Origin of the sequence: Microbacterium sp. Root280D1 (assembly GCF_001428975.1) — a bacterium.
Classification (GTDB): Bacteria; Actinomycetota; Actinomycetes; order Actinomycetales; family Microbacteriaceae; genus Microbacterium.
The window spans coordinates 543648-568874 of sequence record NZ_LMJK01000002.1 but is presented as its reverse complement, the minus strand read 5'-3'; the positions used below and the strand labels follow the sequence as shown (position 1 = coordinate 568874).

Genomic DNA, 25227 nt, shown 5'->3' with positions numbered 1-25227 from the left:
GTACGTTGCCTCACGCAACAGAGGAGCGTAGAGTTGCGCTATGCAACATGAGACTGGGTCAGACGAACGCCGAACCGACAGCGCCGCCGTCCTGAAGTCGCTCGTCGCCATCACGCGGCGCGGCCTGGTCGACGCCCGCGCGGGAGAGCCGACGCTCTCGATGACCGACCAGTCCATCGTCATGGCGATCGCCGACCAGCCCGGGATCCGGTCGACGGACATCGCGCGGATGTTCCGACTGAACCGCTCGACCGTTTCACGTCAGCTGTCCGCACTCATGTCTCTCGGCCTCGTGCAGGAGGCCCCTTCGAACTCCGGACGCGGCCGACCGCTCGAGCTGACCGCCGAGGGCGAAGAGGCATTCCGCGGCACACTGCGATCGCTGCAGGACGTCATCGACGCCCATCTCGCGCAGTGGACGGATGACGAGGTGCAGCGCTTCGCGCATGATCTCCGGCGTTTCGACAGCGGCGACGAACAAGCCTGACCACGGCCCACAAGGCCACCAGAGGAAGAAGAGAAATGAAGAACATCACTGTTCTCGGCACCGGCGTGCTCGGATCGCAGATCGCGTTCCAGACCGCCTTCCACGGTTTCGACGTCGTCGCATACGACATCGATCAGTCCGCGCTCGATCGCGCGGCCGAACGACTCGAGGGTCTCGCCTCGCGCTACATCGCAGACGGCGTGGAGAATGCCGCTGACGGCGGCGCGAAAGCCGCGATCGACCGCATCCGGCTCACCTCCGACCTCGCGGATGCAGCCGCTGCGGCTGACCTCATCATCGAGGCGGTGCCCGAGAGCCTCGAACTCAAGCAGAGCATCTACCGGACCCTCGCCGACGCCGCACCGGCGACCACGATCTTCGCGACCAACTCCTCGACCCTCCTGCCGAGCGCGCTCGCGGAATCGACGGGTCGCCCCGACCGGTTCCTCGCCCTCCACTTCGCGAACGAGATCTGGTCGCACAACACCGCCGAGGTCATGGGAACCCCCGCAACCGACCCCACCGTCTACGAGACGGTCGTCGAGTTCGCGACGCAGATCGGGATGGTCCCCATCCAGATCAAGAAGGAGAAGGCGGGCTACCTGCTGAACTCGCTGCTCGTGCCCTTCCTCCAGGCCGGGGCCGAGCTGCTCGTCGACGGCATCGCCGAGCCCGCGGACATCGACGCGACCTGGCGGATCGGCACGGGCGCGCCGGCAGGCCCCTTCGAGATCTACGACATCGTCGGTCTGACGACCGCCTACAACATCTCGCGCATGGGCGGCGAGAAGCAGCAGCGCTTCGCAGACCTGCTCAAGGAGCAGTACATCGACCACGGCAAGCTGGGGGTCGCGACGGGCGAGGGGTTCTACACCTACCCTCGCGAGAGCTGACGCCCCTCACCGCCCGAGGAGCTTGCGGATGGCAGTCTCCGGCGACACCGACAGGTCGAGAGTGCGGCCGCGCGCGTAGAGCCGGAAGACCCGCGGATCGATATAGCTCCCTCGGGCGACCGCGAGAGTGTTGCCGAGCGCCGACGCCGTGGCCTGCACAGCGAGGCGCTCGGCGCGCCGTCGATCGGTCTTCGTCTCGAGTCGGCCGATCCGCGCGAGCGCGTCCGCCGCGAGGATCGTACCGTGCAGCGTGCGGAAGTCCTTCGCGGTGAACGACGATCCCGCCACCTGCCGTAGATAGTCGTTGACCTCGCTCGAGGTGAGGCGCACCCGGCGACGGCCCTTGCGATAGGCGAGCAGCGGAGCCTTCGGCGAACCGACGGCGAACTCCGACAGCGCCTCGGCGAGCGGCGCATCGGTGATCTCGATCGAGGCGAGCTGCTTGCTCTTCGCCGGGAAGCTGAGCGCGACCGTACTCCCGTCGATCCGCACGTCCCGTCGCCGAAGCGTGCTCAGGCCGCGACTGCCGTGTTTCACCAGGTAGCGCTCCGAGCCGATGCGCAGTGCAGCGTCGTCCAGCAGCCGGAAGGAGACGGCGAGGGCGCGTTCACGTGTCAGTCCCGGTTCACCGATGGCACGGGTGACCTTCGCCCTGGCGGCGGGCAGCGCCTCGGCCAGTTTGAGCGCCCGGGCGAACTTGCGCTGATCTCTGCCGGTGCGCCAGAGGGGATGGTAGAGATACTGACGTCTGCCCGCGTCGTCTGTGCCGACCGCCTGAATGTGAGCGAGGGGGTCGGCGGCGATCCACACGTCTTTCCACGCGGGAGGTATCGCGAGGTCCCGGATGCGCTCTCGATCGGCCTCGGCCACGGGCGTGTTGCCGGCATCGACGTACCGGAAGCCGGAGCCCGACCGCACGCGTCGAATTCCTGGCGTCTCGCCGGGGACGACTCTCGTGAGTGCCATTGGCATCCTCCCTGTCATGCCGCGTCGGGCATCTGCGATCACGATGCCCGGCCCGGCGACGGCAGTGAAGGGCATGGCGCGACACGGGCGCGCTCTGCTAGGCGATATCTTCCTCCGGACGGCATGCTCCGTCGGCAGCGGCATCGCGCCGATCGGATTGTCCGGGTACCCGATGGTCTGCCATCCTCGTGACTATGGCGATGTCATTCGAGGAGTTCCGTGCGTCCCTGACCCGTGCAGATCTGCGCGCCCCACTCGGGTTGCAGCTCACCGACCTCGAAGCCCGCCAGGTGGCCGACGACACCGCGTCCGCTCAGAGCTGGTACGCCTACTGGGTGTCGACCCAGCCGACCGCTCCCCCGCCGCCCACGGGCCCCGCATACGACGCACCTCCTCCGGCGTACGACGCACCTCCTCCGGCGTACGACGCACCTCCTCCCGCATACGACACGGCGCCCGTGTACGCCACGCAGGCCCCGGCGCCAGCAGGCCCGCCGGTGTACCCGGGATACACGGCCGCGCCCGACGGCCCTCCGGGTCAGAAGAGGCGTGTCGGTCTCTGGGTGGCGCTCTCGATCGTGGGCGCGCTCCTTCTCATCGCCGCGATCGTCGTGATCTTCGCCTTCGCCACGGCGCGACACTGGACCAAGACCGATGTACCCGAGCAGCCGGAGACCTTCCGCAGCGAGGAGTACGAGACCGGGCGCTACGACGTCACGATGGACGACGTGAACCCCTGCAGCGTGAACCAGGACTGGACGGACTGCACGAACCTCATGGTCGCGACCTACACGGCAGCCTGCGTCGATGTCGAGCTCACCGAGAGCGCGACCCGCCTGTGCGCCGAGTACATCGCGGCGATAGACGAGATGAAGGCGCAGGACGGCGACGGCTACTTCGTGGCCACGCTCGGCAGCTATGGCAGCCTTCACCGGACGCCTGAGATCGATACACGTCAGGTGTCGAACGACGACTACGAGCCGGCCGTCACGCACGAAGCGGTGTGCTACCTCGGGTTCATCGGAGAGTGCGAGTAGGCACGCATCCAGTAACGACAAAACCCCCGCCTGAGCGGGGGTTTTTGTCTTGCTGGGGTACCTGGACTCGAACCAAGAACAACGGAACCAGAAACCGCCGTGTTGCCAATTACACCATACCCCAAGGGCGAAACCGGAGTCTCGCACCGAGAGTCAAGCTTACCCGAGCCGCGGCCCTAATGCCAAAACGCCGCCGTTCGTCCGGGCGCGTCGCGGGCGGGGATGACGAGGGAGAGCACTCATCGGCGACTCTCCCTCGTCGACCAGGCCGTCTCAGCCGGCCAGGAACTCCGACAGCAACCGGAGCCGTCGCAGCGACTCGTCCTTGCCCAGGAGCTCCATGGATTCGAACAGCGGCGGCGAGATGCGGCGCCCCGTGATCGCGACACGCGGAGGACCGTAGGCGACACGCGGCTTGAGCTCGAGGCTCTCGACGAGCGCCGCTGCGAGAGCCTCCTGAATCTTCTCGGGGGTGAAGTCGGTCACCGGCTCGAGAGCCACCACGCACGCGTCGAGAACCTCGCCGGCGTTCGCAGGGAGCCCCTTGAGCGCGTCGGCGTCATACGAGACGTCGTCGGAGAAGAGGAAGCCGACCATGCCGGGCACGTCGCCGAGCAGCTGCACGCGCTCCTGCACGAGCGGGGCGACCCGGAAGGCGAGCACGAGCTCTTCGTGAGTCGGCTCGTCGAAGAGGCCGGCGGCCGCGAGGTACGGGATCGTCCTCTCGGCGAAGTCCTTCTCGTCGAGCTTGCGGATGTGGTCGCCGTTGATCGACTCGGCCTTCTTCTGGTCGAACCGAGCCGGGTTCGGGTTGACGTCCACGATGTCGAACGCCTCGGTGAACTCCTCGAGCGTGAAGACATCGCGGTCGTGACCGATGGACCAGCCGAGCAGCGCCAGATAGTTCAGGAGACCCTCGTGGATGAATCCGCGATCCCTGTGCAGGAAAAGATCCGCCTGAGGGTCGCGCTTGGAGAGCTTCTTGTTACCCGTCTCGCCGAGCACGAGCGGCATGTGAGCGAACCGCGGGACGAACGTGGTGACGCCGGCGTCGATCAGGGCCGCGTACAGCGCGAGCTGACGAGCCGTGGAGGGCATCAGGTCTTCGCCGCGCAGAACGTGCGTGATGCCCATGAGCGCGTCGTCGACGGGATTCACGAACGTGTAGAGCGGGATCCCGTTCGGACGCACCACCACGAAGTCCGGGAAGGAACCGGCGGGGAAGGTCACCTCACCGCGGATCAGATCGACGTAGGTGAGGTCCTCGTCAGGCACGCGCAGTCGGAGTGCCGGCTGACGACCCTCCGCGCGGAAGGCGTCCTTCTGCTCGGTCGTGAGATCCCGGTCGTGATTGTCGTAGCCGAGCTGCTTCGCGCGTCCGGCCGCCTCGTTGCGGGCGTCGATCTCCTCCGCCGTGGAGAAGCTCTCGTACAGGGCGCCGGAGGCGAGGAGCTTGTCGATCACGCCGCGATAGATGTCGTGACGCTCGGACTGGCGGTACGGGGCATGCGGCCCACCGACCTCGACGCCCTCATCCCAGTCGATCTTGAGCCAGGTCAGAGCGTCGACGAGCTGGCGGAAGCTCTCCTCACTGTCGCGCGCGGCGTCGGTGTCCTCGATGCGGAACACCATCTTCCCGCCGTTGTGGCGGGCGTACGCCCAGTTGAAGAGGGCCGTGCGGACCATGCCGACGTGCGGCAGTCCGGTGGGCGAGGGGCAGAAGCGGACGCGTACGTCGGAGCCGCTGGCGGTCGTGGTGAGGGGGTGCGGGGTAGCCATATCCCCTCGATTCTAGTTGCCGGGTGGCGTCTCGACCTCCCCGATCGCCAGCGGTCGCGGGCCGCTCAGGAGGGGTCACCGTGGGTAACAGTCCCTCACCCTGGGTAACAACCCGCATTCGACGCCGACGCGCTCCTATCGTTGCCGCATCGACCAACCGGAAGGGTGACAACATGACAATCACGGATGCAGTGACGACAGGCCTCAGCGATCGCTGGCGCGGCACGCCAAGACCTCAGACCAGCCTCGAGTGGATCGACCGCGCCGAGGAGGTGGCCGACATCCTCGCGGTGGATGCCGTCGAGCGGGACCGCGCGAATGCGACCCCTCGGGCCGAGGTCCAGCTGCTCAAGGACTCGGGGCTGGTCACCCTGCTCGGCCCTCGCGCCCACGGCGGCGCCGGTGAGAGCTGGGACACCGCCTACAAGGTGATCAGGGCGGTGGCCCGCGGCGACGGGTCGATCGGACAGGTCCTCGGGTATCACTACCTCTGGGCGTGGGCGGCCCGTCTCGTCGGAACCGAAGAGCAGATCGCCGCGGTCGAGGAGCTGTACACCGCGAACGACTTCGTCTTCGGCGGCGCGGTCAACCCGCGCGACTCCGACTTGGTGATCCGCGAAGACGGCGATGATCTCGTGTTCTCCGGGCGCAAGTCCTTCTCGACGGGCGGCCAGATCTCGGACCTGACCGTCCTCGAAGGCGTCCTCGAAGGCACCGAGACGCACATCTTCGCGATCGTCCCCACGGCTCAGGAGGGGATCGTCTTCGGAGACGACTGGGACAACCTGGGGCAGCGACTCACCGAATCGGGCTCGGTCGAGATCCGCGACGTCCGAGTCCCCTGGTCGGCGGCAGCCGGCTTCGTCGACCGGGTGTTCCGCCCCTTGACCTACAACACTCTGAACGTGCCGACCATCCAGCTCGCCTTCGCGAACTTCTACCTCGGCATCGCACAGGGTGCCCTCCAGACGGCATCCGCCTACACGCGATCTGTGACCCGCCCGTGGCCGTACGGCGGCGATGACAAGCAGCACGCGACAGACGAGTGGTATCTGCTCGAAGGCTATGGCGAGCTGGCATCGAAGCTGTGGGCCGACGAAGCGCTGCTCGATGCCGTGGGCGCCGAGATCAGTGCGGTGCTGCACGCCCCGCGCGAAGAACTCGCTGCACGTCGACGTGGCGAGATCGCCGTGCGCATCGCGGCGGGGAAGCTGCGCATCGTCGACGACGGCCTGGAGGTCGCCACGAAGATCTACGAGCTCACCGGCGCCAGGGCCTCGGCCAACTCGGTCGGCCTCGACATCTTCTGGCGCAACCTGCGCACGCACAGTCTGCACGACCCGATCGCGTACAAGAAGCGGGAGGTCGGCGACTACGTGCTGCGCAATGAGGTGCCTGAGCCGACCTGGTACACCTGATCGCTCGATGCAGATGCTCCTCGGTGCCGCGTCCACGGAGGCGGTCGCGGCACCGAGGAACCCTGGGCATTCTGCCCTGGGCGGTCTCAGCCTCGCGGCGCGACGGCGACCGCCGCAGAGTGCGCCAGCGGCAGGCGTCCGGCGATCGACCGCTCGGCGCACACGAGCTCGAAGGCCGCGCGGAACGAGCGCCGATCGGTGTCGTCGAGCGCACGGTAGAACTGACCGGCTCCCCCGACGCCTCCCTCGGCGGACGCCCACAGCGCAGTCGCATCGGCCGACCACGTCCAGGTGATCTCAGACACCTGCGGGCGCGGCCAGCCCGCGTCGTCGAGCATCCTCGCGAAGCCGTCGACGGTGCGCTCGAAGTCCTTCTCCGGCGGCAGTCGCTCCCCCGTCGCAGGAATGAGTGCCGCACGCTCGCACACCTCCCGCCAGAGCCAGGTGGGCGAGTTCGTCCAGATCGTCGCCGACACCAGATCTGCGGAGACGCGGAGGAGCTCCGCCGCGGATGCTCGGGGGTCGGCGACGTGGTTCAGCACGAAGTTCGCCACGACGACGTCGAACTGGCCGTCCTCGAAAGGCAGGTCAGGCAGCGTTCCGTCGTGCACCGGAATCGCGGGATGCTCGCGCAGCGCGACGTCTCGCATCGTCGGCTCGGGCTCGCATCCGGTCGCATCCCAGCCGGCATCGGTGAATGCGGCCGTGAGCATTCCCGTGCCCGACCCCACGTCGAGCAGCGTCCGCTCCCCATGGGTTCCGAACGCTCCGAGCAGGGCCTCCGCGGTCCCGACGCAGAGCGACGCGTAGGAGTCGGCGTATGCGCGCCCGGTGCCCGCCCAGTCCTTCATCCGCGCGAGCGGCCGAGCGGCGACAGCGCGACGATGGCGATGACGATCACCGATGCCGCGATCCCGAGCCCTGCGTACTGGAAGTTCGCGAGCACCACACCCGCGAGCACAGCGCCTGCTGCGGCCGAGAGGCTCATCAGCGAATCGCTGCGGCCCTGCCTGCGCGTGCGGATCTCGGGGGCACTCGACTCGGTCAGCAGCGCGGCCCCTGCCACCGTCGCCGCGCTCCATCCGAGTCCCAGCAGGATGAGAGCGACGATCACGCCCCACTCCCGATCGTTCGCGAAGACGGCGAACGCGAGCGCCCCGCCGAGAAGGATCTGCCCCAGCAGAACCACGCGCAGCCGGCCCCATCTGTCGGCGAGGATGCCGAAGACGGGCGACAGCGCGTACATGCCTCCGACGTGCAGGGCGATCGTGATGCCCACGAGAGCCGAGACATCGGCCGGGGTGGGCGCCATGCCGTGAGCACCGTGCGCCATGTGGGCGAGGTGGACAGGGGTCATCGCCATGACGGAGGCCATCACCACGTGCGAACCGGCCACCGCGAACATCGCGTAGCGCGCGACCACAGGTCGGTCGGCGACGACGGCGCCCGTCGCCTTCGCGGCCGCCGAGGCGAGCCGCTGCGCTGCCAGAAGCGGGTCGGGGCGGAGCGCCACGAGGTACAGGACGAGCGCGACGCACTGAGCGACGAACGAGAAGGCGTAGGAACCGGTCTGTGGCGGCATGCCGATCGCCGCCCCGACGATCTCCCCCGGCCCCAGCAGCAACGGCCCAGCGACACCGCCGATGGTGGTCGCCCAGACCACGATCGAGAGATCCCTTCCGCGATGCTGTGGTGCGGCGAGGTCGGTCGCGGCGAACCGCGACTGCAGATTGCCCGCATTGCCGGCGCCGATCATCAGGATGCCGACGAGCAGCAGCGGGAACACCCGCACCGACGCCGCGAGGATCACCACCGCGATGCCGACGAGTGCGAAAAGATTTCCCAAGGTGAGGGCTCGGCGTCGGCCCATCTTGGCAGCCAGGCGCGCGAGCGGGATGGCGCACAGCGCGGCCCCGAGGGTGACCGACGCCGTCGCGAGCCCCGAGAGGGCGTCGCTGCCCGAGATGTCGGCCGCAAGCAGAGCGCCGAGAGACACCGTCGCCCCGAAGGCGATCCCGCCCAGCACCTGCCCTGTGGAGAGAACCAGCACGGCTCGCCGCTGCACCGCCGCCTGCTGAGCAGCCGTGAGGGCGACGACCGTCATGACGCGCGCACGGCGTCGTGCACGGTGTTGCGCAGGATACCCAGTCCGGTGATCTCGACCTCGACGGTGTCCCCGGCGACGAACTCCCCCACACCTGCCGGCGTACCCGTGAGGATGACGTCGCCGGGGAGCAGCGTGAAGGCCGCCGAGGCATGCTCGATGATCGCCTCGACCGAGTGGATCATGTCGGTGAGCGGGGCCTTCTGCCGCACCTCGCCGTTGATGCGGGTCTCGATCGTCGCGACCGAGGGGTCGAAGTCGGTGCTGATGGTCGGGCCGAGAGGGCAGAAGGTGTCGAAGCCCTTCGCCCGAGCCCACTGACCGTCCTTGCGCTGGAGGTCACGCGCGGTGACGTCGTTGGCGATCGTGTAGCCGAGCACGTGATCGAGGGCATCCGCGGCCTTCACGTTCTTCGCGACCCTACCGATCACGACAGCGAGCTCACCCTCGTACTCTGTCTGCTCCGAGATCGAGGGGCGCACGATGGCGTCTCCCGGGCCGATGACGGCGGTGTTGGGCTTGAGGAACAGCAGCGGCTCCTCGGGGGCGACTCCCCCCATCTCGGCGGCGTGATCGTGGTAGTTCTTGCCGACGCAGACGATCTTGGAGCGCGGGATCACCGGAGCGAGGATCACCGCGTCTGCGATCGGCACCCGGTCACCCGTGGGCTCGTAGCCCGCGAAGAGCGGATCGCCCGAGAGGACGACGAGGTCGGTGTCATCGACGATCCCGAAGAGGATGGCGTCGTCATGGCTGAATCGGGCGATCTTCATGCCACCAGCCTATCCAGCGTGCTGCACGACGAGACCCCGCTGCACGGAAGCGCAGCGGGGTCTCGAGAGTACGAAGGCTCAGACGTCGAGCCGCAGAAGCCAGCCGTGCTTGTCCTCACGGCGGCCGTACTGGATGTCGGTGAGCTCTTCGCGCAGCGACAGGGCGAGTTCGCCGAGCGGCTGCGGCTCATCGAAGCCCTCGCCGACGAGAGCACCGATGGGAGTCACGACGGCGGCGGTGCCGCAGGCGAAGACCTCGACGATGTCGCCTGAGGCCACACCCTCGCGCCACTCGTCGATGGAGATCGGACGCTTCTCGACCGCGTAGCCGCGGTCTTCGGCGAGCTGCAACAGCGAATCGCGTGTGATCCCCTCGAGGATGCTGTCGGACTCGGGCGTCACGACGCGGCCGTCTTTGAAGACGAACACGACGTTCATGCCGCCGAGCTCCTCGACGTTGCGCTGCTCGTTGAGGAACACGACCTGGTCGCAGCCCTTCGCGCTCGCCTCACTCTGCGCGAGCAGGCTCGAGGCGTAGTTGCCGCCGGTCTTCGCCTTGCCGGTGCCGCCCTTGCCGGCACGGGCGTAGTCCTCGGAGAGCCAGATTCGCACGGGCTTCACTCCCCCGGTGAAGTACGCTCCGGCTGGGCTGGCGATCACGTAGTACGCGACCTTCTGAGCCGCGCGAACACCGAGGAAGGCCTCCTTGGCGAACATGAACGGACGCAGGTACAGGCTCTGGTCGGCACCTGAGGGAACCCAGCGACCGTCGACCGCGATGATCTCGCGCAGCGACTGGATGAAGTACTCGGTGGGCAGCTCCGGGAGCGCGAGTCGACGCGCGCTGGCCTGCAGTCGTGCCGCGTTGCGGTCGGGGCGGAACGTGTGGATCGAGCCGTCGGCGTGACGATAGGCCTTGATGCCCTCGAAGATCTCCTGGGCGTAGTGCAGCACGGACGCGGCCGGGTCGAGCGGGATGGGTCCGTAGGGCTGCACGCGCGGTCGGTGCCATCCGCCCTTGACGGACCAGCAGATGTCGACCATGTGGTCGGTGAACACGACACCGAACCCCGGGTTCTCGTGAACCTCGGCGACCCGACCGGGCGTCGCGGCGGTCAGGTTCTTGGTCACAGCGAACTCCAGCGGAGCCACGGTGGTCTCGGCGTCGATGGTCGTCATCTCGTCATCCATTCCTCATGCGGCGCGCATCCTCGCGCCGTCTCAGCCTACGCCTGTCGGTCAGAGCAGAGCAGCGATCGCGGAGCCGATCTCCGCGGTCGTGCGCGCACCCGTGCGGGTCGCGATGTCGGATTCGACGGCGGCACTCACTCGAGCGGCCTCCGCTCCGAGTCCGAGGTGGTCGAGCAGCAGCGCGACCGACAGGATCGCCGCGGTGGGGTCGGCCTTCTGCTGCCCCGCGATGTCGGGAGCCGAGCCGTGCACCGGCTCGAACATCGACGGGAAGGTGCCGTCGGGGTTGATGTTGCCCGATGCGGCGAGTCCGATGCCGCCGGTGACAGCGCCTGCGAGATCGGTGAGGATGTCGCCGAAGAGGTTGTCGGTGACGATCACGTCGAAGCGCGAGGGATCAGTGACGAGGAAGATCGTCGCGGCATCGACGTGCAGGTAGTCGACGGACACGTCGGGATGCTCGGACGCGACCTCGTCGACGACGCGCTGCCAGATGGCGCCGGCGTGCACGAGCACGTTCGTCTTGTGCACGAGGGTGATCTTCTTGCTGCGACGTTCGGCGAGATCGAACGCGTATCGCACGACCCGCTCGACGCCGAATGCCGTGTTCACGGACGTCTCGTTGGCGACCTCGTGCGGTGTGCCCTTGCGGATCGCGCCGCCGTTGCCGACGTACGGCCCCTCAGTGCCCTCGCGGACGACGACGAAGTCGATCTCGCCGGGGTTCGCGAGCGGACCCGAGGCACCGGCGAAGAGCTTGGACGGACGCAGATTGACGTAATGATCCAGCGTGAAGCGGAGTTTCAGCAGCAGGCCGCGCTCGATGTTCGCGTCCTTCAGGCGAGGGTCTCCTGGCGTGCCGCCGACCGCGCCGAGCAGGATCGCGTCGTGTTCGGAGATCGACTGCAGATCATCGTCGGTGAGAGTGTCGCCCGTCTCGAGGAAACGGGCGGCGCCGAGCGAGAAGCGCGTCTTGTCGAACGTCACATCGCTCGATGCGGTGACCGCGTCGAGGACCTTCTCGGCCTCGGCGACGACCTCTGGGCCGATTCCGTCACCGGGGATGACGGCCAGCTTCACGACACGCGACATGACACTCCTTGCATCGGGATGGACCGGCCGACGCTCGGATGCATGCCGAGCGGGCCGGTCCTCCCAGCGTACTGGTCAGTGCGAGGGCGCCTTGCGCAGTGTGACGGCGGCGATCACCCCGGCCACGATCACCAGGCCCGCGCCGATCAGCGAGGTCACCAGGACACCCGATCCGAAGGCGGCGGCAGCCGCATCCCACAGCGCGTCTCCGAGCTGCGCGGGCAGATCCTTCGCGGCAGTGTAGGCGCCGGCCAGCGTCTCCGTCGCGGCGTGCGCCGCCTCCGCTGGGATGCCGGAGGGAATCACCAGCGCCCCGCGGTAGAACGCGGTGATCAGGCCGCCGAGGACGGCGGTGCCGAGCACCGCTCCCAGCTCGTAGGCGGTCTCGGAGACGGCGCTGGCCGCGCCCGCCTTCTCGGCCGGAGCACTGGACAGGATCAGCTCATTCGAGATCGTCTCCGCCGCCCCGATGCCGATGCCCAGCACCACGAAGGCGATGATCAGCGGAGCGACGCCGTGATCCGCCGTCGTGAACGCGACCAGGAGGTAGCCGGCCACAGAGAACGCGAGACCGGCGGGCACGAGCACGTGCGGTGGCACTCGCCGTGAGATCGGCACGACCGAGAGGCCGGCGACGATCATCGCGGCCATTCCGGGCACGAGCGCTGCGCCGGCCGTCATCGGCGAGAGACCGAGGACGAGCTGCAGGTGCTGCGACACGAAGTAGAGGAAGCCCACGAGCGCCACGACGCTCAGGAGGTTCACGAGGATCGCCCCCGAGAAGGAGCCCCGGCGGAACAGCTGCATGTCGAGCATCGGGACCTCGGCAGCGAGCTGACGCCGCACGAAGAGATACCCCATCACGATGCCGAGCAGCGCCCACGCCCCCGCAGTGAGGCTGGGGCCGTCGACGGCGAGCGACTTGATCGCGTAGACGACCGGGATCATCGCTGCCATCGAGAGCATGATGCTGACGATGTCGATGCGTCCGGGGTGCGGGTCGCGGCTTTCGGGAACGAGCAGCGGCGCCGCGATGAGGAGCGGGATCAGCACGGGCACGGCGATCAGGAAGACCGAGCCCCAGTCGAAGTGCTCGAGCAGGAAGCCGCCGACGATCGGGCCGAGGGCCGAGCCCGCGGAGAACGCCGACGCCCAGACCGCGATGGCGAGTCGCCGCTGATCGCGGTTCGTGAAGATCGAGCGCAGCAGCGAGAGGGTCGACGGCATCAGCATCGCACCGAAGAAGCCGAGCATCGCTCGCGCGGCGATGAGAAGACCTGCCGTGGGGGCGAACGCAGCGAGTGCCGACACGGCCGCGAAGCCGGTCGCGCCGATCAGCAGCATCCGACGACGCCCGAAGCGGTCTCCGAGTGTGCCCATGGTCACGAGCAGCCCGGCGAGCACGAGCGGATACACATCGATGATCCACAGCTGCTCCGCTCCGGTGGGCGCGAGCGCGATGGAGATCTCGGGCAGTGCGAAGCTCAGCACCGTGTTGTCCACCGACACCAGGAGCACCGGCAGCATGAGGACGACGAGTGCCGCCCAGCCACGGGCGCCGACGCGGGGAGCATCCGTCTCTGTCGTCGGGATCGACGCAGTACGGGTCATGGAACACCTCTCAGGATCACGACGGTATCGTTACTAAACCGTCCAGATGGTATAGTAACAGAATCGTCATACGGCCGCGCTACTGTGAATCGAGACGAACAGAGGATCCCCGATGCCCCGACCTCCCCTCGCCCGCGAACGCGTCCTGGACGCCTTCGAATCGATCGTCATCGAAGACGGTGAGCGGGCGGCCACTTTGGATGCGACAGCGAAGGCCGCCGGCGTGTCGAAGGGCGGCCTCCTCTATCACTTCGGCTCGAAGGACGAGCTGGCAGCGGGCCTCATCGAGCGCCTCGATGCGCTCACCACTCTGGATCTCGAGCGGATGACCTCGGCCGAAGAGGGCCCCGTCGCGTACTACGTGCGCACCTCCGTGATGGAGGACGACGCGCTGGACCGCGTCCTCATCGCCGCCACCCGCCTGGCCCAAGGCGGCTCGGCACCCGCTGCCGACGCGCTGCGACGCAACCGCGACCGCTGGGAGGACACGATCCGTCCTCATGTGCGGGATGCCGCGAGCCTCGATCTCGTGATGCTGCTCAGTGACGGCCTGTATTTCAACAACTCGCTCGATGTGCACGGTCCCGAACGCCTGGTGCCGAGAAGTGACGAGCTGTCCGACCTGATCGCGCTCGTGCTGCGCGCCACCGCTCCCTGAGGCCGGGAACGACAGAGCGGGAGGAGCGACCTCCCGGCCGCTCCTCCCGCTCTGTCGGAGTCTCCCCTGCGATCAGACCTCGGTGATCTCGATCTGACGGAACAGGTCCGCGTCGATCTCGTTGCGCAGGTCGTCGAGCAGATCGTCCGAGACCGGCGAGTCGAGGGTGAGAACGCTGAGCGCCTGATCGCCCGCCCCCAGGCGCGAGATCTGCATGCCTGCGATGTTGATACCGGCCTCGCCGAACTTCTGACCGTAGACCGCGACGATGCCGGGACGGTCGGTGTAGAGCATCACGACGTGGTGCTTCTCGATCGGCAGCTCGAGGGCGTGGTCATTGATGGCGACCAGCTTCTCGGCCTGCTTGGGGCCCGTGAGGGTGCCCGACACCGACAGCTGCGTGCCGTCCGAGAGCGCTCCGGCCAGAGTGATGACGTTGCGGTACTCGTCGCTCACGTCGTCCTTGAGCAGACGGACCGCGATACCGCGCTGGTCGGCGAGCAGCGGTGCGTTGACGTACGACACGGTCTCGCTGACGATGTTCGTGAAGACGCCCTTGAGCGCGGCGAGCTTCAGCACGCTCACGTCGTAGTCGTTGAGCTCGCCGTGCACCTCGACATCGAGGCTCGTGAGAGGCGACGTCGCGAGCGCCGCGAAGATCTGGCCGAGCTTCTCGACGAGCGAGATGCCGGGGCGCACATACGGGTCGATGACTCCCCCGGCCACGTTGACCGCATCGGGAACGAGGTCGCCGCCGAGCGCGAGGCGCACGGAACGCGCGACCGAGACTCCGGCCTTCTCCTGCGCCTCCTCCGTGCTGGCACCCAGGTGCGGAGTGACGACGACGTTCGGGAGGTCGAGCAGCGGACGAGCAGTTCCGCCCTCGGCCGGGGGCTCGGAGGTGAAGACGTCGAGACCCGCACCCGCGATCTCACCGGCGACGAGGGCCGCGTGCAGCGCTTCCTCGTCGATGAGGCCACCGCGGGCGACGTTGACGACGAAGGCCGTGGGCTTCATGGCCGTGAACTGCTCGGCACCGATCATGCCGGTCGTCTCCGGCGTCTTCGGCATGTGGATCGTGAGGAAGTCCGCCTCTGCGACGAGCTCGTCGAGCGAGAGGAGCTGGACACCGAGCTGCTGCGCGCGGGCCGAGGTGACGTAGGGGTCGTAAGCGACGACGCGCATGTCGAACGCGGCGAGGCGCGCGGCGACGAGAGCTCCGATGCGTCCGAGGCCGACGATGCCGACCGTCTTCTCGAAGAGCTCGGCTCCCGTGAACGAGCTGCGCTTCCACTGACCGGCCGCGAGCGATGCGTGTGCGGCGGGGATGCGACGGGCGAGGCTGAGGATGTGGCCGACGGTCAGCTCGGCGGCCGAGACGATGTTCGAGGTCGGCGCGTTGACCACCATGACACCCGCTGCGGTGGCTGCCTTGATGTCGACGTTGTCGAGCCCGACGCCCGCGCGGGCGACGACCTTGAGCTTCGGAGCGTGGGTGAGCGCCTCTTCGTCGATGTGCGTCGCCGAACGGATGAGCACCGCATCGGCATCCGCGAGCGAGGCGAACAGCGCTTCGCGGTCGGTGCCGTCGACGTTGCGAACGTCGAAGTCGGGGCCGAGGGCCTCGATCGTGGCGGGAGAGAGAACTTCAGCGATGAGCACGACGGGCTTCGGCACAGGGATCCTTCGGGGCAGCGCGACAGGGGGCCGATGCGCCGCACACCGTGGGGGCGCGATCACTTCAACTGTACCCGAGCGGCTCCGCTGCTCCGTGCCGTGTGACGCCGTCTGTCAGAGGGCGACGGTCACGAGATCGGACATGTTGAGGATGCTGTAGCCGATCAGGCTCAGCCAGAACACCGCCACGACGCCGAGACCCGCCAGCAGCACCAGAGCGAGCTCGCCCGCGCGTCGCCGTCGCCCGATCACGTACGCGAACACGAAGACGAGCGCCGGGAACACCACTCCGAAGAGAAGGGTCACCCAGCCGATGCCGGTGAGTCCGCTCTGGGCCATGGAGACGAGATGAGCGACGGCATTCCAGATCGCATAGGCGTAGAAGAGTCCTGCGACTCCGAGCACGAGTGCATTGAGCCACCGCGGGGAGGCGGAGGTCGCCGGAGAGGTCGACTGCTCGGTCATGATCCGATCACCCCCACCGTCACGAAAGGCCAGGGCACGAGCAGCACGACTCCGAGCAGCAGCAGTCCGACCCGGACCCACGTCGCCTTCGCACGGGTCAAGACCCACACCGCGAGGAACCAGAGCGCGGGCGCCGCGACCGCGAGCACGAACCACGGCACGTACATGGCATCGGCCACGATCAGATTGGCCAGCGGCTTCAGCCGCAGCCCTCCGACGACCCAGCCGATGCTGTACAGGAGGTACACGCCGCCGACGACCCCGAGGGTCAGCAGCATCGCGGTGCTCAGGTGTGCTGATTCCTGCTCGTCCGGCATCGTGACGGTGCCGTCGGTCTCGACGCGACCGACGGCCTCGCTGCCGCGGCCAACGGCGTTCCAGCCGTCCGGCAGCGCCGCATCATCGGCGTGATCCCGCTGGGTGGACGCCTCGCTCTCAGAGCGCTTCGGAGTGCGCGCCTTCGGCGCGACGCCGTCGTCGCCGTCCCAGCTCAGGGCATCGTCGGAGTCGGAAGTCATGTCCCCAGCGTAGGACACGTCGTCCACTATGCTCGGGGGCATCTGGGCCACCGCGGCCCTCTCCGGAAGGGAAGCCAGTGGCCGAGCAGAACGACAGGGTCGACCAGAGCACACCGGGCGGAGCCGACGAGCCCGCCGCGGGATGGAAGCCGACAGCCACGGCGAAGTCGCGGGCGACGACCTTCCGCTGGATCGCCGCGGTCCTGTGGGGTCTCGCCATCGCGGCCGAGGCGGTGTCGATCTTCTGGCTGCTCCGCCAGCGCGAGTACGTCGGCGAGGACGGCACGCTCGTGCGCGACCCCGACACGGGCCTCCTGGAGGAGCAGGGCGTCACGGCGCAGTTCCCGCAGTGGGCGTTCGTCACGCTTCTCGTCCTGCTCGTGGTCATCGCCGCGCTCGCGATCACCGGCTCGGTGCTCTGGAAGAAGGCCAACAGGCTCGACCCCGCGCGCCGATCCGAGACCGTGCGCTTCTTCGTGCAGAACCAGCTCGGCGCGATCATCGCGATCGTGGCCTTCCTCCCCCTGGTGATCCTGATCTTCCTCAACAAGGACATGAGCAAGGGGCAGAAGACGACGGCCGGCATCGTCGGCGTGGTCCTCGCCCTGCTCGCCACGGTGATCGGTGTCGACTTCAACCCGCCGTCCGTCGAGAAGTACACGGCCGACCAGTCGGCGGTCATCCTGATGCTCGGAAAGGACGAGGTCGTGTGGGTCGACGGCGGTGCGGTCTACCACGTGTGCGATGAGGTCTCCGACATCCAGACCGGCAGCGAGAAGCGCACCGGCACCACGGCTGAGGCCGTGGAGGCCGGCAAGAGCCGCCTCACGCTGAAGTTCGCCTCCGAGCTGCGCACCTGCGGTCTCGCCGTGCCCGAGAACGCCGACGAGATCGAGGACGCGTTGCGCGAGATCCAGGGCGGAGCGGTCGACACTCTTCTGCCCGCGCCGGTATGGGCCGACCCCGCCGACGCCCCGATCGAGGTCGAGGAGGCTCCGGCGGAGTGACCCGCAGAACCGCGAGAAGGGGCCCGGTGCGATCCGCACCGGGCCCCTTCTCTTCGACCGTCTCAGATCAGCGCGCAGCGCTGCCGTCGACGTAGTCTTCGTCCTGCTGCTTCCATGCGAAGAGCGAGCGCAGCTCCTTGCCGGTGGCCTCGATCGGGTGCGTCTCCTCCTTGGCACGCAGTGCCAGGAACTCCTCGGCGCCGTTGTCCTGGTCGTCGATGAAGCGCTTCGCGAAGTTGCCGTTCTGGATGTCCGCGAGGATCGCCTTCATCGACTCCTTGACCTCGGGGGTCACGACGCGGGGACCCGAGACGTAGTCGCCGTACTCAGCAGTGTCGGAGACCGACCAACGCTGCTTCGCGATGCCGCCCTCCCACATGAGGTCGACGATGAGCTTCAGCTCGTGCAGCACCTCGAAGTACGCGATCTGCGGCTGGTATCCCGCTTCGGTGAGCGTCTCGAAGCCGGCCTGCACGAGGTGGCTGACGCCACCGCACAGCACGGCCTGCTCGCCGAACAGGTCGGTCTCGGTCTCTTCGGTGAAGGTCGTCTTGATGACGCCGGCACGGGTGCCGCCGATGGCCTTCGCGTACGAGAGCGCCGTGGCCCACGCGTTGCCCGATGCGTCCCGCTCGACGGCGATGATGTCGGGGATTCCACGGCCGGCGACGAACTCGCGACGGACCGTGTGACCCGGAGCCTTCGGGGCGACGAGGATCACGTCGACGCCCTCAGGAGCATCGATGTAGCCGAAGCGGATGTTGAAGCCGTGCGCGAAGGCGAGCGTCTTGCCCTCGGTGAGGTTCGGTGCGATCGACTCGCTGTAGATCGTGCGCTGGTGCTGGTCCGGCGCGAGGATCATGATGAGGTCGGCCCACTGCGTCGCGTCGGCGACGGTCTTGACCGCGAATCCGGCCTCTTCCGCCTTCGGCGCCGACTTCGACCCCTCCTTGAGGGCGATGGCGACCTCGACACCCGAGTCGCGAAGGTTCTGCGCGTGCGCGTGACCCTGCGAGCCGTAGCCGACGATCGCGACCTTCTTGCCCTGGATGATCGACAGATCGGCGTCTGCGTCGTAGAAGATCTCGGTGCTCACTGGTTTCTCTCCTTGATTGATGTTCGTGTACGTGTGTGAAATCTGGTCAGCCGCGCAGGACGCGCTCGGTGATGCTCTTGCCGCCGCGGCCGATGGCGAGGAGGCCCGACTGCGCGATCTCCTTGATTCCGAAAGGCTCGAGGGCGCGGAGCATGGCATCGACCTTGCCCCGGTCACCGGTGACCTCGATCACCAGCGCGTCGGAGGCGTAGTCCACCACAGACGCGCGGAACAGGTTCGCCACCTCGATGACGTTCGACCTGGTCGCGTTGTCGGTGCGCACCTTGACGAGCATGTGCTCGCGCTGCACCGAGGTCGGGAAGTCGAGCTCGACGATCTTGATGACGTTGATCAGCTTGTTGAGCTGCTTGGTCACCTGCTCGAGAGGAAGATCCTCGAGATCGACGACGACCGTGATGCGCGAGATGCCAGGCACCTCGGTCACGCCCACCGCGAGAGAGTCGATGTTGAAGCCACGGCGTGCGAACAGTCCCGCGACTCGGGTCAGCAGGCCGGGGGTGTTCTCCACGAGGAGGCTCAGCACGTGAGTCGACATGGTCAGTCCTCCTCGTCGAATGCGGGCGCGTGCTCGCGGGCGTACTGGACGTAGCTGTTGCTCACGCCCTGGGGAACCATCGGCCACACCATCGAATCGGCGCTGACGACGAAGTCGATGACGACGGGACGGTCGTTCGTCTCGAGGGCGAGCTTGATCGCCGCGTCCACCTCCTCCTCCTTCTCCACGCGGATCGCGAGGCAGCCATATGCCTCCGCGAGCTTCACGAAGTCGGGGATGCGGACGGTGCCGTGACCGGTGTTGAGGTCGGTGTTCGAGTGGCGGCCGTCGTAGAACAGCGTCTGCCACTGGCGCACCATGCCCAGCGACGAGTTGTTGATGATCGCGACCTTGATCGGGATGTTGTTGATCGTGCAGGTGGCGAGCTCCTGATTGGTCATCTGGAAGCAGCCGTCACCGTCGATCGCCCACACCACACGGTCGGGCTCGGCGACCTTCGCGCCCATCGCAGCGGGAACCGAGTAGCCCATGGTTCCTGCGCCCCCGGAGTTCAGCCAGGCGTTGGGGCGCTCGTACTTGATGAACTGCGCAGCCCACATCTGGTGCTGTCCCACGCCCGCGGCGTAGATGCCCTCCGGCCCGGTCAGCTCACCGATCCGCTGGATCACGTACTGCGGAGCGAGGAGGCCGTCGGTCGTCGGCGCGTACCCGAGCGGGAACTCGTTGCGCAGCCCGTCGAGGTACGACCACCACTCCTCGGTATCAGGGGTCGTGGTGGTGATCGCGGTGCGGAACGCCGACTCGAGATCGACCAGCACGTCGCGGACGTCGCCCACGATCGGCACGTCTGCGGTGCGGATCTTCGAGATCTCGGCCGGATCGATGTCGACGTGCACGACCTTGGCGTTCGGCGCGAAGAGCGCGGCCTTGCCGGTCACGCGGTCGTCGAACCGCGCCCCGAGGGACACGATCAGGTCGGCCTCCTGCAGCGCCAGCACCGCCGGAACGGTGCCGTGCATGCCCGGCATGCCGAGGTGCTGCTGGTGGGAGTCGGGGAATGCGCCGCGAGCCATGAGTGTGGTCACGACGGGCGCATTCGTGGTCTCGGCGAGGGCGAGCAGCTCGGCAGACGCGCGACCGCGGATCACACCGCCGCCGACGTACAGCACCGGCTTCTTGGCCTCGGCCAGAAGGGCCGCCGCCGCCTGGATCTGCTTGCCGTGCGCTTTGGTCACGGGGCGGTATCCGGGCAGGTCGTACTTGGGAGGCCAGACGAACGGCGCCATCGCCTGCTGGGCGTCCTTCGTGATGTCGACGAGCACCGGACCCGGTCGGCCGGTCGAGGCGATCTCATAGGCCGCCGCGATGGCGCCCGGGATCTCCGACGCATCCTTCACGAGGAACGAGTGCTTCGTGACCGGCATCGTGATGCCGACGATGTCGGCCTCCTGGAACGCGTCAGTGCCCATCAGCGTCGAGAACACCTGCCCGGTGATCGCGAGCAGCGGCACCGAGTCCATGTAGGCGTCGGCGATCGCGGTCACGAGGTTGGTCGCACCGGGACCCGACGTCGCGATGCAGACGCCGACCTTGCCCGAGGACGACGCGTAGCCTTCGGCGGCGTGTCCCGCTCCCTGTTCGTGCCGCACGAGGATGTGCCGCAGCTCGGCGGCGTCCATCAGCGGGTCGTAGACCGGGAGGATCGCTCCTCCGGGAAGACCGAAGACGTCCTTGACGCCGAGGAGCTCGAGCGTGCGGACCACGGCCTCGGCTCCGGAGATCTCCGGTGCGGCGGACTTGGGTGCGGGCGGCCTCGGCACAGCCGAGACGGTGTCAGCAGTCATGACACTCCTTCTGATGGTCTGTTGGCGACGTCGGAGGCTGGGATGCCGGAACCGACGCGGATCAGCCGGTCGTCGCGCCCTCGGCGGCGGACCGCACGAGACGCGAGTACTTGGCAAGAACGCCACGGGTATAGCGCGGGGGTAGCGGCTCCCAGCCAGAGCGGCGGGAGGCGAGCTCCGCCTCGTCGACGAGTAGGTCGAGAGAGCGAGCTGCGATATCGACCCGTATCAGATCACCATCGCGCACGAAGGCGATAGGACCTGCGTCCACCGCTTCGGGTGCTATGTGGCCGATGCACAGGCCGGTTGTGCCGCCTGAGAATCGTCCGTCAGTCAAGAGTAGTACATCTTTTCCGAGCCCCGCGCCCTTGATGGCCGCGGTGATGGCGAGCATCTCGCGCATACCGGGTCCGCCCTTCGGACCCTCGTAGCGGATGACGATGACGGTGCCCGCCTCGATCTCGCCGTTGGCCACGGCGTCCATGGCCGCGCGCTCGCGCTCGAACACCCGGGCGGAGCCCTCGAAGACGGCCGCGTCGAAGCCTGCGGTCTTCACGACGGCACCCTCGGGCGCGAGCGACCCGTGCAGGATCGTCAGGCCACCGGTCGCGTGGATCGGGTTGTCGAAGGTGTGGATGACCTCGCCGTCGATGGGCTGCGGGTCGAGGTCCGCGAGGTTCTCGGCGAGCGTCTTGCCCGTCACGGTGAGCGCGTCACCGTGCAGCAGGCCCTCGTCGAGCATCGCCTTCATGATCACGGGGATGCCGCCGTGGCGGTCGACGTCGTTCATGACGTACTTGCCGAACGGCTTCATGTCCGCGACGTGCGGCACCTTGTCGCCGATGCGGTTGAAGTCGTGCAGGCTCAGCTCGACCTCGGCCTCGCGCGCGATCGCGAGCAGATGCAGCACGACATTGGTCGAACCGCCCAGGGCCATCGCGAGGGCGATCGCGTTCTCGAACGCCTCCTTGGTGAGGATGTCGCGGGTCGTGATGCCCTGGCGGAGCAGGTTGACGACGGCCTCGCCGGAACGGTGCGCGAAGTAGTCACGACGACGATCTGCGGCGGGCGGAGCGGCAGACCCGGGAAGGCTCAGGCCCAGGGCCTCGGCGACCGACGCCATCGTGTTCGCCGTGTACATGCCACCGCAGGCGCCCTCACCCGGTGCGATCGCGCATTCGATGCGCTTGAGGTCCTCTTCGCTCATGAGTCCCGCGCGGCAGGCGCCGACGGCCTCGAACGAGTCGATGATCGTGACGTCCTTCTCGGTGCCGTCCGAGAGCTTGACCCAGCCCGGTGCGATGGAGCCGGCGTAGAGGAACACGCTCGACAGGTCGAGCCGGGCGCTGGCCATCAGCATTCCGGGGATCGACTTGTCGCATCCGGCGAGCAGCACCGATCCGTCGAGTCGCTCGGCCATCATCACGGTCTCGACCGAGTCGGCGATGACCTCGCGCGACACGAGCGAGAAGTGCATGCCCTCGTGGCCCATCGAGATGCCGTCCGAGACCGAGATCGTCCCGAACTGCAGCGGGTACCCGCCGCCGGAGTGCACGCCCTCCTTGGCACCCTGCGCGAGCCGGTCGAGGCTCAGGTTGCAGGGTGTGATCTCGTTCCAGCTGGAGGCGATGCCGATCTGGGGCTTGTCCCAGTCGGCGTCGCCCATGCCGACGGCACGGAGCATGCCTCGGGAGGTCGTCGCCTCGATGCCGTCGGTGACGACGCGGCTGCGGGGCTTGATGTCGATGGGCGCGCTGGTGGAGGGATCATGCGAGGACATGACGGAAGTCTATTCCCGCCGGGAGGTGCGCTCGTCCGCGAGCGCCTCCAGAAGCAGGGCGATCTGTTGTGGGTTCTCCACACGAAGCTCGGCGGCGCTCTCCCCCGGTCCCACGCGGACGCCGAGATCGTCGCCGCTGAGCACGCGCATGGCGTCCTCGTCCGTGACGTCATCGCCGGCGAAAAGGATGGCGGTGGCGTCGAAATGCTCGCGCAGCGCGGTCATCGCGGCATCCTTGCCCTCGTTCCGCGACGAGAACTCGAGCACACGGTGCCCCGAGCGGCGTCGCCAGTGCGGGAAGCGCTCCGCGACGAGTGCATCGATCTCGGCGAACACCGCCTTCTCGACCTCCGGTGTGGCCGTGCGGGTGTGCACACCCATTCCGAAGGTCTTGGGCTCGAGCTCCGCTCCCTCGTATCGATCGATGATCGGCCGCGCGGCCTCCCACAGCTCCTCTCGCGACCCCTCCGCGGTGTCGCCGTCGGCCTCGTTGGCGCCAACTCCGGGATACCAGTACTGCGCACCGTGCGATCCGGCCAGCGCGATCAGCGAGTCATCCGTGTGCTCGGTGATCACCCGCAGGTCGTGCATGCTGCGCCCGGAGACGTAGGCGACGACCGTCTCGGGGAGCCCCGCGAGACGGGCGACCTGCACCGCGACCTCGGGCAGAGCCCTGGCGGCCATCGGATCGGGGACGAGCGGAGATGCCGTGCCGTCGAAGTCCAGCGCGACGATCAGTCTGGGTGTGGCGGCGATGGCGCTCAGCGCCGGGTCTGCGGCTCCGGGGGTCCAGCTACGGGTCACAGTGTCTCCAATCGAGGCGGTGTCCTCCCAGTATGACCCGGCGGAACGGTGCGACCCGGCCGATCAGCGTCCGCGGACGTCCGCGAGTGCGCGCAGGAACGACGACGACCACGCGTTCACGTCGTTCTCCAGCACGCGACGTCGCAGCGACCGCATCCGCTTGCCCTGCTCAGCGGGCGTCATGGTGACCGCGGTCATGATCGCGTCCTTCAACCCGGCGATGTCGTGCGGGTTGACGCGCACCGCCTGCCGCAGCTCGTCGGCGGCGCCCGTGAACTCGCTCAGCACGAGCACCCCGCGATTGTCGGCCCGCGTCGCGACGTACTCCTTCGCGACGAGGTTCATGCCGTCGCGCAGCGCGGTCACGAGCATGACGTCGGCGGCGAGGTACAGTGCGACCATCTCCTCGCGCGGGTAGCCCTGGTGCAGATAGCGGATGGCGGTGTGCCCCATGGTGTCGTGATCGCCGTTGATGCGCCCGACCGCGAGTTCGATCTCATCGCGAAGATGCACGTACGCGTCGACACGCTCTCGGCTCGGACTCGCGACCTGCACGAAGGTGACGTCGTCGACGCTCAGCTTGCCGTCTTCGAGGAGCTCGCCGTACGCCTTGATGCGATGCCGGATGCCCTTGGTGTAGTCGAGGCGGTCCACGCCCAGGAGGATCTTCTTCGGGTTGCCGAGGCTCGCTCTGATCTCGGCCGCGCGCGCTCGGACATCGGGGCGTGCCGCGAGCTCGAGGTACGGAGCGGTGTCGATCGAGATCGGGAAGGCCCGAGCGACGGCGGTGCGCGTGCCGCCCCCCTCGGTCGGGATGGTGACCGCCGACCCCTTCACCTCGTGACGCAGACGACGGCGCACAGCGGTCAGGAAGTAGGTGGCGTCCTGTGCGCGCTGGAAGCCGATGACATCAGCGCCGAGCAGGCCTTTGAGCACCTGATCACGCCACGGGAGCTGGGCATAGAGCCCGTGCGCAGGGAACGGGATGTGGTGGAAGTAGCCGATCGTGACATCGGGCCTCAGTTCGCGGATCATCTGCGGCACCAGCTGCAGCTGGTAGTCGTGCACCCAGACGGTGCCGTCCTGTGCGACGACGTCGGCGGCTGCCTCCGCGAAACGGCGGTTGACCTTGACGTACGCCTCCCACCATTCGCGGTGGTACTGCGGCGGCGCGATGACGTCGTGGTACAGCGGCCAGATCGTGTCGTTCGCGAAGCCCTCGTAGTAGTCGGCGACCTCCTCGGCGCTGAGCGGCACCGGGATCAGGTCGATGCCGTTGATCTCGAATCGATCCAGCTCGACATCCGGCTGGCCGGCCCACCCGACCCAGGCTCCGCGCGCACTGCGCATCATCGGCTCGAGTGCGGCGACCAGACCGCCCGGGGAGGTCCGCCACTCCTCGTCTCCGTCAGGACCCACGACCCGGTCGACGGGAAGTCGGTTGGCGACGACGACGAAATCTGCGACTGACATGGGTGAGTGCTCCTGACGATGCAGTGGGGGTGCTCCT

General features: G+C 67.9%; 23 protein-coding genes and 1 tRNA gene. 6 read left to right on the top strand and 18 right to left on the bottom strand.

The window, feature by feature from the left end:
- Nucleotides 1-40: 40 nt before the first annotated feature.
- A complete protein-coding gene (locus ASE34_RS08885) occupies nt 41-487 on the top strand; it encodes a MarR family winged helix-turn-helix transcriptional regulator (protein WP_056278642.1) in 447 nt (148 codons plus the stop codon).
- 35 nt (nt 488-522) lie between these two features.
- Nucleotides 523-1380: a 3-hydroxyacyl-CoA dehydrogenase gene (locus ASE34_RS08880; RefSeq protein WP_056278641.1), complete on the top strand. Its 858-nt coding sequence runs from the start codon at nt 523-525 to the stop codon at nt 1378-1380.
- 6 nt (nt 1381-1386) lie between these two features.
- On the opposite strand, the gene ASE34_RS08875 is transcribed toward ASE34_RS08880, so the two are convergent.
- Entirely contained in the window at nt 1387-2346 is a 960-nt protein-coding gene (locus ASE34_RS08875) for a DNA topoisomerase IB (RefSeq protein WP_372983609.1), read from the bottom strand.
- A 194-nt stretch (nt 2347-2540) separates the two neighbouring features.
- Between ASE34_RS08875 and ASE34_RS08870 the strand changes: the two genes are divergently transcribed.
- Nucleotides 2541-3383, top strand: a complete 843-nt coding sequence (locus ASE34_RS08870) for a hypothetical protein (RefSeq protein ID WP_056278640.1) — start codon at nt 2541-2543, stop codon at nt 3381-3383.
- A gap of 52 nt (nt 3384-3435) precedes the next feature.
- Here the strand turns inward: ASE34_RS08870 and ASE34_RS08865 are convergent.
- Nucleotides 3436-3507: transfer RNA gene (locus tag ASE34_RS08865), tRNA-Gln, on the bottom strand.
- A 149-nt stretch (nt 3508-3656) separates the two neighbouring features.
- Nucleotides 3657-5162, bottom strand: a complete 1506-nt coding sequence (gene gltX, locus ASE34_RS08860; RefSeq protein ID WP_056278639.1) for a glutamate--tRNA ligase — start codon at nt 5160-5162, stop codon at nt 3657-3659.
- Between the two features lie 173 nt (nt 5163-5335).
- Here gltX and ASE34_RS08855 point away from each other — a divergent pair, with 173 nt between their 5' ends.
- On the top strand, nt 5336-6580 hold the full coding sequence (locus ASE34_RS08855; RefSeq protein WP_056278638.1) for an acyl-CoA dehydrogenase family protein: 1245 nt from the start codon (nt 5336-5338) through the stop codon (nt 6578-6580).
- An 86-nt stretch (nt 6581-6666) separates the two neighbouring features.
- Here the strand turns inward: ASE34_RS08855 and ASE34_RS08850 are convergent, their stop codons facing one another.
- The 6 genes from ASE34_RS08850 to ASE34_RS08825 form a co-directional block, all read right to left on the bottom strand.
- On the bottom strand, nt 6667-7431 hold the full coding sequence (locus ASE34_RS08850; RefSeq protein WP_056278637.1) for a class I SAM-dependent methyltransferase: 765 nt from the start codon (nt 7429-7431) through the stop codon (nt 6667-6669).
- Entirely contained in the window at nt 7428-8684 is a 1257-nt protein-coding gene (locus ASE34_RS08845; protein ID WP_056278636.1) for an MFS transporter, read from the bottom strand. The genes ASE34_RS08850 and ASE34_RS08845 overlap by 4 nt, the downstream gene beginning before the upstream one ends.
- Entirely contained in the window at nt 8681-9457 is a 777-nt protein-coding gene (locus ASE34_RS08840; protein WP_056278635.1) for a fumarylacetoacetate hydrolase family protein, read from the bottom strand. The genes ASE34_RS08845 and ASE34_RS08840 overlap by 4 nt, the downstream gene beginning before the upstream one ends.
- Nucleotides 9458-9535: 78 nt before the next feature.
- Nucleotides 9536-10636: a branched-chain amino acid aminotransferase gene (locus ASE34_RS08835; protein WP_056279045.1), complete on the bottom strand. Its 1101-nt coding sequence runs from the start codon at nt 10634-10636 to the stop codon at nt 9536-9538.
- 60 nt (nt 10637-10696) lie between these two features.
- The gene (locus ASE34_RS08830; protein ID WP_053095867.1) at nt 10697-11740 is read right to left on the bottom strand and encodes a 3-isopropylmalate dehydrogenase; all 1044 of its coding nucleotides are present in this window, start codon (nt 11738-11740) and stop codon (nt 10697-10699) included.
- Nucleotides 11741-11815: 75 nt separating this feature from the next.
- Nucleotides 11816-13351, bottom strand: a complete 1536-nt coding sequence (locus ASE34_RS08825) for an MFS transporter (protein WP_056278634.1) — start codon at nt 13349-13351, stop codon at nt 11816-11818.
- Between the two features lie 112 nt (nt 13352-13463).
- Here ASE34_RS08825 and ASE34_RS08820 point away from each other — a divergent pair, with 112 nt between their 5' ends.
- A complete protein-coding gene (locus tag ASE34_RS08820) occupies nt 13464-14009 on the top strand; it encodes a TetR/AcrR family transcriptional regulator (protein ID WP_053095865.1) in 546 nt (181 codons plus the stop codon).
- Between the two features lie 72 nt (nt 14010-14081).
- Here ASE34_RS08820 and serA read toward each other — a convergent pair whose 3' ends face one another.
- From serA to ASE34_RS08805, 3 genes are all read right to left on the bottom strand, one after another.
- Nucleotides 14082-15686 carry a phosphoglycerate dehydrogenase gene (serA, locus tag ASE34_RS08815; protein ID WP_053095864.1) on the bottom strand — a complete coding sequence of 535 codons (1605 nt, stop codon included), beginning with the start codon at nt 15684-15686 and terminating at the stop codon, nt 14082-14084.
- A 114-nt stretch (nt 15687-15800) separates the two neighbouring features.
- Complete coding sequence (locus ASE34_RS08810) at nt 15801-16151, bottom strand: hypothetical protein (RefSeq protein ID WP_056278633.1); 351 nt, start codon at nt 16149-16151, stop codon at nt 15801-15803.
- The gene (locus ASE34_RS08805) at nt 16148-16669 is read right to left on the bottom strand and encodes a hypothetical protein (RefSeq protein WP_056279044.1); all 522 of its coding nucleotides are present in this window, start codon (nt 16667-16669) and stop codon (nt 16148-16150) included. Before ASE34_RS08805 ends, ASE34_RS08810 begins: the two co-directional genes overlap by 4 nt.
- Before the next feature lie 77 nt (nt 16670-16746).
- Here ASE34_RS08805 and ASE34_RS08800 point away from each other — a divergent pair, with 77 nt between their 5' ends.
- Complete coding sequence (locus ASE34_RS08800; protein WP_056278632.1) at nt 16747-17676, top strand: hypothetical protein; 930 nt, start codon at nt 16747-16749, stop codon at nt 17674-17676.
- 67 nt (nt 17677-17743) lie between these two features.
- On the opposite strand, the gene ilvC is transcribed toward ASE34_RS08800, so the two are convergent.
- From ilvC to ASE34_RS08770, 6 genes are all read right to left on the bottom strand, one after another.
- Entirely contained in the window at nt 17744-18931 is a 1188-nt protein-coding gene (gene ilvC, locus ASE34_RS08795; protein ID WP_268778156.1) for a ketol-acid reductoisomerase, read from the bottom strand.
- On the bottom strand, nt 18819-19328 hold the full coding sequence (gene ilvN / locus ASE34_RS08790) for an acetolactate synthase small subunit (protein WP_056278631.1): 510 nt from the start codon (nt 19326-19328) through the stop codon (nt 18819-18821). Before ilvN ends, ilvC begins: the two co-directional genes overlap by 113 nt.
- Before the next feature lie 2 nt (nt 19329-19330).
- Complete coding sequence (locus tag ASE34_RS08785) at nt 19331-21133, bottom strand: acetolactate synthase large subunit (protein WP_053095859.1); 1803 nt, start codon at nt 21131-21133, stop codon at nt 19331-19333.
- Nucleotides 21134-21194: 61 nt separating this feature from the next.
- Nucleotides 21195-22913: a dihydroxy-acid dehydratase gene (gene ilvD, locus ASE34_RS08780; RefSeq protein ID WP_053095858.1), complete on the bottom strand. Its 1719-nt coding sequence runs from the start codon at nt 22911-22913 to the stop codon at nt 21195-21197.
- Nucleotides 22914-22922: 9 nt separating this feature from the next.
- Nucleotides 22923-23717, bottom strand: coding sequence for a trehalose-phosphatase (gene otsB / locus ASE34_RS08775; RefSeq protein WP_082586576.1), 795 nt, complete (start codon nt 23715-23717; stop codon nt 22923-22925).
- A 63-nt stretch (nt 23718-23780) separates the two neighbouring features.
- Nucleotides 23781-25190 carry an alpha,alpha-trehalose-phosphate synthase (UDP-forming) gene (locus ASE34_RS08770; RefSeq protein WP_056278630.1) on the bottom strand — a complete coding sequence of 470 codons (1410 nt, stop codon included), beginning with the start codon at nt 25188-25190 and terminating at the stop codon, nt 23781-23783.
- Nucleotides 25191-25227: the final 37 nt, after the last annotated feature.

What these genes read in the sequence shown, in the direction of transcription:
- ASE34_RS08885 (WP_056278642.1), top strand. Translation starts at nt 41, where the DNA reads ATGCAACATGAGACTGGGTCAGACGAACGCCGAACCGACAGCGCCGCC.
- ASE34_RS08880 (WP_056278641.1), top strand. Translation starts at nt 523, where the DNA reads ATGAAGAACATCACTGTTCTCGGCACCGGCGTGCTCGGATCGCAGATC.
- ASE34_RS08875 (WP_372983609.1), bottom strand. Translation starts at nt 2,346, where the DNA reads ATGGCACTCACGAGAGTCGTCCCCGGCGAGACGCCAGGAATTCGACGC.
- ASE34_RS08870 (WP_056278640.1), top strand. Translation starts at nt 2,541, where the DNA reads ATGGCGATGTCATTCGAGGAGTTCCGTGCGTCCCTGACCCGTGCAGAT.
- gltX (WP_056278639.1), bottom strand. Translation starts at nt 5,162, where the DNA reads ATGGCTACCCCGCACCCCCTCACCACGACCGCCAGCGGCTCCGACGTA.
- ASE34_RS08855 (WP_056278638.1), top strand. Translation starts at nt 5,336, where the DNA reads ATGACAATCACGGATGCAGTGACGACAGGCCTCAGCGATCGCTGGCGC.
- ASE34_RS08850 (WP_056278637.1), bottom strand. Translation starts at nt 7,431, where the DNA reads ATGAAGGACTGGGCGGGCACCGGGCGCGCATACGCCGACTCCTACGCG.
- ASE34_RS08845 (WP_056278636.1), bottom strand. Translation starts at nt 8,684, where the DNA reads ATGACGGTCGTCGCCCTCACGGCTGCTCAGCAGGCGGCGGTGCAGCGG.
- ASE34_RS08840 (WP_056278635.1), bottom strand. Translation starts at nt 9,457, where the DNA reads ATGAAGATCGCCCGATTCAGCCATGACGACGCCATCCTCTTCGGGATC.
- ASE34_RS08835 (WP_056279045.1), bottom strand. Translation starts at nt 10,636, where the DNA reads ATGACGACCATCGACGCCGAGACCACCGTGGCTCCGCTGGAGTTCGCT.
- ASE34_RS08830 (WP_053095867.1), bottom strand. Translation starts at nt 11,740, where the DNA reads ATGTCGCGTGTCGTGAAGCTGGCCGTCATCCCCGGTGACGGAATCGGC.
- ASE34_RS08825 (WP_056278634.1), bottom strand. Translation starts at nt 13,351, where the DNA reads ATGACCCGTACTGCGTCGATCCCGACGACAGAGACGGATGCTCCCCGC.
- ASE34_RS08820 (WP_053095865.1), top strand. Translation starts at nt 13,464, where the DNA reads ATGCCCCGACCTCCCCTCGCCCGCGAACGCGTCCTGGACGCCTTCGAA.
- ASE34_RS08810 (WP_056278633.1), bottom strand. Translation starts at nt 16,151, where the DNA reads ATGACCGAGCAGTCGACCTCTCCGGCGACCTCCGCCTCCCCGCGGTGG.
- ASE34_RS08805 (WP_056279044.1), bottom strand. Translation starts at nt 16,669, where the DNA reads ATGACTTCCGACTCCGACGATGCCCTGAGCTGGGACGGCGACGACGGC.
- ilvC (WP_268778156.1), bottom strand. Translation starts at nt 18,931, where the DNA reads ATGCCATGCTCCGCGCCCTCGAGCCTTTCGGAATCAAGGAGATCGCGC.
- ilvN (WP_056278631.1), bottom strand. Translation starts at nt 19,328, where the DNA reads ATGTCGACTCACGTGCTGAGCCTCCTCGTGGAGAACACCCCCGGCCTG.
- ASE34_RS08785 (WP_053095859.1), bottom strand. Translation starts at nt 21,133, where the DNA reads ATGACTGCTGACACCGTCTCGGCTGTGCCGAGGCCGCCCGCACCCAAG.
- ilvD (WP_053095858.1), bottom strand. Translation starts at nt 22,913, where the DNA reads ATGTCCTCGCATGATCCCTCCACCAGCGCGCCCATCGACATCAAGCCC.
- ASE34_RS08770 (WP_056278630.1), bottom strand. Translation starts at nt 25,190, where the DNA reads ATGTCAGTCGCAGATTTCGTCGTCGTCGCCAACCGACTTCCCGTCGAC.